This is a genomic window from Acidithiobacillus sulfurivorans (genome assembly GCF_018853815.1).
Classification (GTDB): Bacteria; Pseudomonadota; Gammaproteobacteria; order Acidithiobacillales; family Acidithiobacillaceae; genus Acidithiobacillus; species Acidithiobacillus sulfurivorans.
This window is the reverse complement of record NZ_JAAOMP010000154.1, coordinates 25,982-35,035: the sequence shown is the minus strand read 5'-3', so window position 1 is coordinate 35,035 and position 9,054 is coordinate 25,982. Positions and strand designations below refer to the sequence as shown.

Below are 9,054 nucleotides of genomic sequence, written 5' to 3'. Positions count from 1 at the left end.
CATGCTCTCTCGCGGCACATATTACCGGGACGCCGCCACCGATTATGAAGCCTTGAGCGTACAACGTAATGCCGCACGCTGGATCAAAAAGCTGATCAAGTTCGGATTCCTGCCCGATCCGGCATAACCGCTTTCAGATCCCGTCAAATGGTCCTCACAGGCCAGGGACTTCTGTGCCCGTAATCCCATTTCTTTCACATTAAGGTCACCAATACTTCATCGCCTATCTCATGACCATAGGTGTCATTGATTGGCTTAAAATCGTCCAAATCCAGCATACAGACCGCCAGAAGACGATTGTGACGAATGGCGCGGAGCATGGCTTGCTCCATCTGCGTTTCCAGCGCCCGTCGATTGGGAAGATCGGTTAAAGCATCGGTATGCGCCAGATTTTTAAGGGTTTCCCGATACTGCTGTTCATTTCGACGTGTTTCCAGATGCTCCATGGCGTCAGCAATGAACTCAGCCACCTTTTCCGCACTGTCGGCCATGAGTTCCGGCGGCTCATCTTGTAAGCCGCTCAACACCAGCACCCCCCAAAAAGAGGCATGTCGATGGATCGGCGTGGCCAGAAGCCACTGGATGCCAATGGCTTCTATCGCCTGTCGCCATCCAGCCAGATCGGGATGTTGCAAATATTCGCTGTGCACATAGTCAGTCACGAGCAAGGTACGGTCCTCAACCTGAGCCCGTGCCGTCATGCTGCGCGCATGAGGATGGTCTGGCGAAAACAGTACAGCCACATTCTCCAGAACTATTTGTTGTACTGGACCGGAAACCGCCAAAGGCCGCAAAATGTGACCGGTATCGGCCCGAGCGATGGCGCAGGTATGAAACAGCCCGCTTTGATCCAGACTGCTCAACATCTGGTCCATAAGCCGCTTTTGGGCCTGATCCCAAGGCAGGTCTACACTTCCTGTGAATGGGGCCTTACTCATGCTGGAAAAAATATCCAACCAGATTTTTGGGGGCGATTGGTTATCCATTGAACCTTTTTGGTTGATCGAAGTAACTCCTTCTTCACTGGGAAAGCTATCGGGTGATATATGCCATGCTGTATAATTATTCAGACCTTTCTGCTGAATGCGCGGAGGTAATGTAACATTCGTCGGGTACCTCCGGCAGCGTTTCAAATCCAGGCTTCGCAAACCAATATCCCTGAAACAGGTCAATACCTTGCCTGCGCAACCAGCGATATTCCGCAAGCGTTTCCACACCTTCTGCCAGAATGCCGATATTCAGTTCCCGGCAGGTCAGTTGTATACCATGGACAATGGCCTGACGGCGTTCGTGTCGGTCAATATCAATAATCAGCTCCCGGTCGAGTTTGATATAATCGGGCAGGTAGTTCGCCAGCAAATTGAGCCCCGCATAACCCGCACCAAAATCATCGATAGCCGTTCGAAATCCTAATTTTTGATAATAATCAATGATACGGCGAAGATGTGTTAAACAGCGTCATTTGTCTGCCATAAGTCGGTATCACGCTTTTACTACACAATTTCATTGAAAACGAATACGTTATAACCTGATATATGGAAATAATTTGCGGAATATGGGCCGGGTCATGGATAAACCATATTGACGCTGTTTTCTGCTGAAAACTGACAAATCTCAGGCGCTGTTTGACAGAGTTAATATTTTATCTTCATGCAGTGGTCTCGTTTGAAAGAAATAACAGCCTCTCATCAATCGATGACAGACTGATTTCTTCTGTACAGGCACCATACGGGGCTGATAGTTCTCATAAACTACACATGGTGTCGAGGAGCCATTACCCTAATCGAGCTATTAATCTGTGACCGGTTAGATAAAAACCATTTAATAGCGGTAAGTTCGTCCATCAATTGACTTAATGAGCATTGTAATTCTAAATTCTTGTCTTTAGCACGGGCATCTTCTAACATTAAAAAAACTATATGCTCAATGTCTAAAATATCGTGCTCCAGAACTTCCCCGTTATTACAGATTGCAGGCATATCGTTGAGATCAATTAGCTCATTTAAGCCTGTAACTAACTCACGTAAACCGTCGACTAGTAGATAGCGACATTCCTTATCTGCACTAGCTACCAGAGCAACATGAAACAATCCGTTGAACAGCATTTTGGATAATTTGAGGTTACGCATTTTGTCCTCCTTTCTGCTAATATATGAAAAATCTAATTACATTCTGCTTCAGGATATATTGGTAAATAATAAAACAACAACATTACAGATTATTACGCTGGGGATGACTTTATCCGAAACCTCTAAGCCAGTAGGTCTAACAGCATTAAAACCACTGTTAGTTCACAGATAAAGTCATATCATCTTACCAAAAATGTTTGGTTAGAAGTTATAAGCAACACCTACCATACCCCGCAAGCTGTTTACCCGCGTCTTAACGTTGATGGGGCCGAATTGTTTGGATGCCAAGTAGCGATCGTAATTCACCCCGATGAATCCACTGACATTCGGCAGGAAGCGGTAACTTAGTTTGCCACCCACCTGGAATACATTGGCTGATGGAACGCCACCAGGCTGAACGGACAAATCTGAAAAGTTCACTTTTTCATTGGATGATATGCCCACCATATAGCCGGCATGGGCAGACAGGGTGAGGTCTTGAACAGGTTCCATGGCAAGAAACAATCCACCACCGATGGCATTATTATTGTAGGTAGCATTTCCGAAGTTGCCATTATCACCAATCCCTAATTTGAACTGCGCGTACTGATAACCAATATAGGGTCCCGCTATGAGGTTGTGACCAAACTGAAACCCCTTGCCCAGACGCGCATTAAAAGCCATGGAATGACCACTGTTGCTGGTATTTCCATTACTGTCACCAATAATGGGGCTAAATCCATAATTAAACCCTAGATGCAAGAGGACATCATCCTGACTGATCCCGTTCAGTACCACACCGACACCACCTGAGGTGTTTCCACCAGCAGCGGGTTTCATGGATTTAAAGGACTGTACGAAATCTTGCGTATTAAAAGAGTTGTATGAATCGGGTGTACCGATAGCCTCCCCGTAAATGCCGATATAGTTCAGACCATGTTGAAGTGGGCTGGCAAAGGCCAATACGGGGAACACGCCCAGTGCTGCGCAACCAATCAAAGCAATAGTTTTCATTTGATTCACCTTTGTGCAAATTGATTTATATACTATAGTAAATATTTTACAGCTTATCAAATTTTGTATCTATCTGAAAAATAAATAAGTTATTTGTATTGTTTTAATTATATTCTTATTTATGGTGACGTTATATTTGTATTTTATTGCTTGCCCATTACATTTCTTGCCGCATCATTAGCTGCCCTACGCTATTCATTTTTGTACAATGAAATTCTTATTTTGATTGTTTCATATCAACGACAAAGTAATTTTATAATATATGTTTTAGTTCTTCAGTAACCCGCCATGATCATTGTTAATAAACAGTAATCAAGAAAATATGAGAAAGCATCAAGAAGTCGCCAATTAGCAACAGCAATTTAATTGTAATCAATTTTTGACAATGTACCAGAATTAATCGACAATAAATCAACGTACCAAATTAGCTGAATCTTAAATCCAGTTGTCTACATGGAGAAGGAGAAAGTGAGAATATGAAAATATCAAAATTGTTTTTTCTAATGCCGCCGTTATTCGGGATGGCTCTTGCCGGTTGTTCAGCCGTTTCTCAAGGGCCCCAGGGTGGCCATCCAGTTTCCTGGTATTTACATCACCAGAAAAAAATGTCGCAGGAAGTAGACTGGTGTAAAAACAGTGCCGGCCGAGACAAGTTGGAATCCTGCAAAAATGCTGAAAAAGCCTCTGATAATGCATTGTCTTATAACGCTAAAAAAACCCTACATAGTGTCGGCAAAGCCTTGTCTTGAGGTGCTTTGATTCAAAGGAGAAATTATCATGAATGCATGGAAAACGATGAAGACGCTCACGCTGACAATGATCATGTTGACCCCTCTGGCCCTGGCCGGGTGCGGAGGCGGCCCTAGCGCCAAAGCCGAGTCAGCGCAGAATAATGCACGCGCTGCCCAGGAGACAGCCAATCGGGCCTTGGCGAAAGCCGACGCGCTAGAGCATAAACAAAATGAAGTATTAAACCGGGCAGACGCTGCGCAACAGACGGCAAACCAGGCAGATCGGGCAGCGAGCGGTACTCAGTAAGCTGGAATAGAGCGTCATGCTCGTTGAGTAAGATCCTGACGCCCTATCCGTTCCATGCTTACAGCAAACACAAGGAATGAACAATGCGTATTCAATATCCAAACTATGGGAAACAACTCGGCTGGATGGCTGCAGTTCTCTGTATGGGGGCGGTATTGCCTTTAAGTGGCTGCGTTGCTATCGCTGCAGCCGGTAGCGTCGCCGTTGTCAATGCCGGAATTCTGACCGACTATAATGCCTATTATCCAAGGCCGCTCGGAACGGTTCAGGCTGCTGTTCTGCATGTATTCCCGAAAATGCACATTACCTATGTGGGTAATGTGAAGAAAAATCCAGACAAATGGATCATTGATGGGAAAACGACAGCAGGCACGGCTGTCAGCGTCATTTTGAAATCCACGAGTCAAGAGGTTACCAAAGTGACGATGGGTGTTGGTCTGTTTGGCAATAAAGCGCTCTCCAGACAGTTTTTCTCGTTATTGAACCAGACGCTGGGTGTCCAGGCTACCGTCAAGGCCCCGCCTATTTGATTTCTGGCGGATGAATAAAGGAGATGAGGATGAAATTTTCAAAACTTACCGAAAACCAAAAGTTTTTGGGTGCTTGTATAGCGATATTCATGTTGGGTACAGGAAGCGCTATTGCCTCAACATGGCGCTCATACGCTCCATGAAAATGGGACCATCCGGTAGCTATGAGAGTCGTTTTCACGCATTGTATCCCGAAATGATCCAAGCCTATGATTTTTCAAAAATCGCGCACTACAGCCTGGGGACCGCGTGGGATAAACTGTCTGCTCCGGAAAGGAAGCAGTTTGTGCAGGCACTGACCAATTATTCTGTGGCAAATTATGCCGCGCATTTCACCCATTACGCTGGTCAAAAGTTTAGTAGTCCCGTCTCCAAGAGCGTGCTTGGCCACCGAATGATGGTCAGCACTACGTTGAAGTCCGGCAATGGCGGTAAAAACAACACGTTTGATTATCTGCTCAGCCAAAACCATGGGCAATGGAAAATTGTCAATGTAACGACAGACGGCGTCAGCAACCTGGCGATGCAGAAAGCGGAATTTACGGGTGCTCTGAAAAAAGGCGGGATCCATGCACTACTGAATGAGCTCGATAAACACTCGGAAATGTTGGTGCACGCAGCCCAGTAATAGCTAAGGTCATGTTGCTGAATAATCTATCAACTAAGGAGAGTTTTATGAATAAAACGCAGGTCAAAGGTGCAGTCAAAGAAGTCGCCGGTAAAATTACCGGAAACGCTCAGCAAGAGGCTGAAGGTAAGGTCACAAAGGAAGAAGTGGAAGTACAGGAAAAATGGGTGATTTCAAAGAGAGGTTCTCAGATTAAATGTTTTCCCGTCATCTCTTGATTGAGAAAACTATAGATGAATTAATCGGTAATTTTCTTGTCTAAAGTAACTACTGGAGGTTAATATATGAGTAAAAATCCTATTATTGCCATCAATCAGTCAAAAGTAGCCAATCGGCCGGAAAGTTATGAAACTATGATGAAGGTTGGGCCTAAGGTTTGTATCACTACGGCCTCGCATCCCGGGTTTTTAGGTTTTGAACAATTGTTGCAGACGGGTATACATCCCATGGCTGGGCGCTATGGTGGTGGCGCTATTGATATGCATGAAACCCTGAATCCTATTTCCATGTTTCAGTACACCGCATGGAAAGACGTGAAGTCGCATGAAGAGATGCATCATGAAAACTTCAAGGAAATTTTTGAATTATGTGGAAGCTGCCTGGATATGGTCATAGAGGGACCATGGGAACCCTATTATGAAGTCATTCGTTCCGATCTCCCCCTGATTATGGGTATGACCGATATCCCTGCAGTTTTAGGAAAGTCTTTCGCAGAGCAGAAGCCCGTGCCTAAAGTGGCATTATCGGCAAAGCGGACTATTGCCATTGGTGACCATTGGGTGATGGACGGGCATGAGGGAGATTTTGAAAAAGGGGCCATAGAGACGCTCACCTGGATGAAAGAAAATGTTCCGGGCATGATCGGCTGGATGATCATGAAACAGTTTGGCGTTTCTGCCATAGGATCCTTTCAGTTTGACCCCAAAGGGATGCTGAAGGCCACACTGGGTGCCAACCCACCAGAGTACAACACCAACTATGGCAGCCAGGTGCCTGATAAGCCGCTGATTCCGGGCCAGAAGCCAACGCAGTACTTGGTGCATATGGAATGGGAGTCTCCCGAACATGCACATATGGGCATAGCCCATGCGATGCTGGATTACGAGTTGCGGCAGATTCACAATGAAGGCGTACTTGCCCATTTGGACAAGGGGCCTTACTACATGCTATTTGGACCCATGATGGAACAGGGACAATGGCGTAAGAAATTAGTAATTTAATGGCAAGCTGGAAATGATCTGTCATTTTCACTTGCAGATCTGAACTTTTCAAAAACAGCCCCTGGGGAATTGCTTCGTAATGGGCAATGAAGGGGCTGTTCATCATGGTCATTTAAATCGAATGGTAGGTATTTGATAATACTTGCCAATAAATATAAAAAGATAATTTTTTTATCAGTACTTTTGCGAACTAATATTTCTCGCTTTGTTAATCACGTGGAGTGCGTATGAATCTTAAAATAATAAAAAAGATAATGCATATTTGCATCGATTCCTTTTCAGAGATTTCCATATTAAGCATTCCCGTGCTTATTTATTTGTTTTTTATTGTGATAAGAATATATTCTGGGAATTTTACTGAAATTGCCTTGGAAATGTCTTTGATGTCTATTATCTACTATTCTGATTCGGTATTGATTGCAAAACGTATTAATCATAATACATGGAATGTCGCAATAAATGTGATGTTGATAGTCCTGATCATATTTGCATCTTCATTGTTTACTTTGGAGCTTCTTGCCAATGGGACTAAAACAGCGGCACTGGTGTTTCAAAAAAAATCAGATGCTTATATCGATATGCAAATTGCCAATATTATGCTTATTGTTGGCGGGTTTGTTGCCAACCTTGTATTACGCATCGTTGTGAGGATTCAGGGCAATGTAGTTGGAGAGTAATAAAAGTGATGAAATCTATATTTGACGGTGCTTATGTAAATAACACGGTACTATTGTTTGTAAAAAATATCATTTTCTATAGTACTAACAGATTAACTAAAAAAATCACAGGTGATTCTCTTGAGTTGATTGATAACCATGGTGGCCAGAAATGAGAATGAACAGGTTATTGTCTATCACCACAAAAAAAATTAATGCATTGAAACATATTTGGTTAATAGTTGTGATTCTATATTTTGCAACCGAGCCCATGGCTATAGCTTCGGCATCGTCAGTGAATCAATTTGAAGATAATATTCACCACCTGAATACATCGAATCAGAAGTTGGGAAGTTTTACAATAAATTTAGGTGAAAGAATTATCGCCCCAATCAATATCCACAAAAACAATCTGTATATAAGTGCTGGAAGATCAAAACCTCAACAAGGAAAGGTCGTCAGAGTTGACGGGAAAAATGGTCGGATAATTTGGTCCACAAAATTACCTAATATCAGTATGACAGAACCCATTGTTACTCGGCATTTGGTCATTGTTGGAATGGGTGGAAAGCGCATGTTTGCGCTAAATAAAGGTTATTCTTGCCGTTCACCCTACCCGCATGGAGTGATAGCGCTTCACAGGAAAACAGGCCATATTGCCTGGGAACATTTGACCCACTGTCAAGTTATGCCAACACCTGCGTATGTAAATCGCGAAATCCTTGGCCCTGATGGCGGTGGTCATTTCTTTTCTTTGAACGAGAAAACGGGTCATATTCTATGGAAAACAAAAATTAGTGGTTGGTCAGCAATGTCTTCACCTCTGCATGCACAGAATCAGCTTTATTTTGGGACTGACAATTCATTTACAGATAAAAATTATTTTTATGATATCGATTGGCGAACTCATAAGGTGGTATGGTCACAAAATCTTTCTCATGCTCAAAATCTCGCTGAAGCATCTCCAGTCCTCTCTCATGGAATTGTTTATACAGCATATATGCGTAATCCACCATATGCTCCGTTACAGATTATCAACCATCTCTGGCGACATGAAAAGATGAAATACTTCACCTTTCAGGTTGTTGGTATGCAGGCAAAAACAGGTGATGTGATCTTTAATAAAACCATTTATACAAAGAGACTGCCTCCCAACTCATGGATACATCAACGTCTACTGGATGAAAAGTACTATTGGTCCAACTGGACTATTGCTGCCGCCCGTAGAATGGCGCACTTTTTAGACATCCCCGTTCATTTTTCCAAGATGTCCAATCATGATCCGGAAAAGGCGGGAATTTATGATCCTCCACTCACTGCTTGGCGTCGTACTATCTTTATAGAGCCTCGGATAACTCATATACTATATGCTTTGAGGGTTGGTACTGGGCGTTTACTTTGGTCTGTTGATACTGGAGAAGATGTCAGTAATCCTAATATTTATAATGGTAAATTATATTTAGTCAACAGTCACGGTGTATTGTTTGTGATTAACCCAAACAATGGAAGGGTTTTATTTAAAAGGCATCTTTCTGCTGGGTCTCCTGGACCCGCAGATGTTTTGCTCAGTAGAAACCATTTAGTTGTGGGAGGATCTTCTGGGAAGGTTGTCTCCGTAAAAACGGGATTATGAGTTTATCTTAATGAAACCTATTCATATGCAAGCTATGAGGGCAGCACTCCTGATAAGGCGTATCACTTGTCAGTATTTCTTGCGTTGGGGTGCTCTTTAACATGACCATCTGGTGATGTTAAAGTCTGTTTTTTGGTGAGTTATTGTGAATCTTTTGGTTAAAAGTCCTCAAGTCCTGCTGTTACGAAAGGCCAAATGCGGATAATTGATCTGCCTGAATAGATCCT

General features: G+C 43.3%; 12 protein-coding genes and 1 pseudogene. 9 read left to right on the top strand and 4 right to left on the bottom strand.

What is annotated here, in order from left to right:
- Positions 1 to 127: pseudogene (locus tag HAP95_RS14405) on the top strand (IS110 family transposase); the annotation flags it as partial.
- 67 nt (positions 128 to 194) lie between these two features.
- On the opposite strand, the gene HAP95_RS14400 reads toward HAP95_RS14405, so the two are convergent.
- From HAP95_RS14400 to HAP95_RS14385, 4 genes are all read right to left on the bottom strand, one after another.
- On the bottom strand, positions 195 to 938 hold the full coding sequence (locus tag HAP95_RS14400; RefSeq protein WP_226832804.1) for a GGDEF domain-containing protein: 744 nt from the start codon (positions 936 to 938) through the stop codon (positions 195 to 197).
- A gap of 124 nt (positions 939 to 1,062) precedes the next feature.
- On the bottom strand, positions 1,063 to 1,434 hold the full coding sequence (locus HAP95_RS14395) for an EAL domain-containing protein (protein ID WP_368356596.1): 372 nt from the start codon (positions 1,432 to 1,434) through the stop codon (positions 1,063 to 1,065).
- Between the two features lie 317 nt (positions 1,435 to 1,751).
- A complete protein-coding gene (locus HAP95_RS14390; protein WP_215884850.1) occupies positions 1,752 to 2,129 on the bottom strand; it encodes a hypothetical protein in 378 nt (125 codons plus the stop codon).
- Between the two features lie 201 nt (positions 2,130 to 2,330).
- A complete protein-coding gene (locus HAP95_RS14385) occupies positions 2,331 to 3,122 on the bottom strand; it encodes an autotransporter outer membrane beta-barrel domain-containing protein (protein ID WP_215884849.1) in 792 nt (263 codons plus the stop codon).
- 476 nt (positions 3,123 to 3,598) lie between these two features.
- Here HAP95_RS14385 and HAP95_RS14380 point away from each other — a divergent pair, with 476 nt between their 5' ends.
- From HAP95_RS14380 to HAP95_RS14345, 8 genes are all read left to right on the top strand, one after another.
- On the top strand, positions 3,599 to 3,871 hold the full coding sequence (locus HAP95_RS14380) for an EexN family lipoprotein (protein ID WP_215884848.1): 273 nt from the start codon (positions 3,599 to 3,601) through the stop codon (positions 3,869 to 3,871).
- Between the two features lie 28 nt (positions 3,872 to 3,899).
- Complete coding sequence (locus tag HAP95_RS14375) at positions 3,900 to 4,160, top strand: hypothetical protein (protein ID WP_226832803.1); 261 nt, start codon at positions 3,900 to 3,902, stop codon at positions 4,158 to 4,160.
- An 83-nt stretch (positions 4,161 to 4,243) separates the two neighbouring features.
- On the top strand, positions 4,244 to 4,690 hold the full coding sequence (locus HAP95_RS14370; protein ID WP_215884847.1) for a DUF3568 family protein: 447 nt from the start codon (positions 4,244 to 4,246) through the stop codon (positions 4,688 to 4,690).
- A gap of 10 nt (positions 4,691 to 4,700) precedes the next feature.
- The gene (locus HAP95_RS14365; protein ID WP_215884846.1) at positions 4,701 to 5,318 is read left to right on the top strand and encodes an ABC transporter substrate-binding protein; all 618 of its coding nucleotides are present in this window, start codon (positions 4,701 to 4,703) and stop codon (positions 5,316 to 5,318) included.
- A gap of 47 nt (positions 5,319 to 5,365) precedes the next feature.
- Positions 5,366 to 5,536 (top strand): CsbD family protein, encoded by a 171-nt coding sequence (locus tag HAP95_RS14360; RefSeq protein WP_215884845.1) that lies wholly within the window; start codon positions 5,366 to 5,368, stop codon positions 5,534 to 5,536.
- Positions 5,537 to 5,602: 66 nt separating this feature from the next.
- Complete coding sequence (locus tag HAP95_RS14355; protein ID WP_215884844.1) at positions 5,603 to 6,538, top strand: sulfur oxygenase reductase family protein; 936 nt, start codon at positions 5,603 to 5,605, stop codon at positions 6,536 to 6,538.
- A gap of 227 nt (positions 6,539 to 6,765) precedes the next feature.
- A complete protein-coding gene (locus HAP95_RS14350; RefSeq protein WP_215884843.1) occupies positions 6,766 to 7,215 on the top strand; it encodes a hypothetical protein in 450 nt (149 codons plus the stop codon).
- A gap of 169 nt (positions 7,216 to 7,384) precedes the next feature.
- The gene (locus tag HAP95_RS14345) at positions 7,385 to 8,827 is read left to right on the top strand and encodes an outer membrane protein assembly factor BamB family protein (protein WP_215884842.1); all 1,443 of its coding nucleotides are present in this window, start codon (positions 7,385 to 7,387) and stop codon (positions 8,825 to 8,827) included.
- The last annotated feature ends 227 nt before the right edge of the window (positions 8,828 to 9,054 follow it).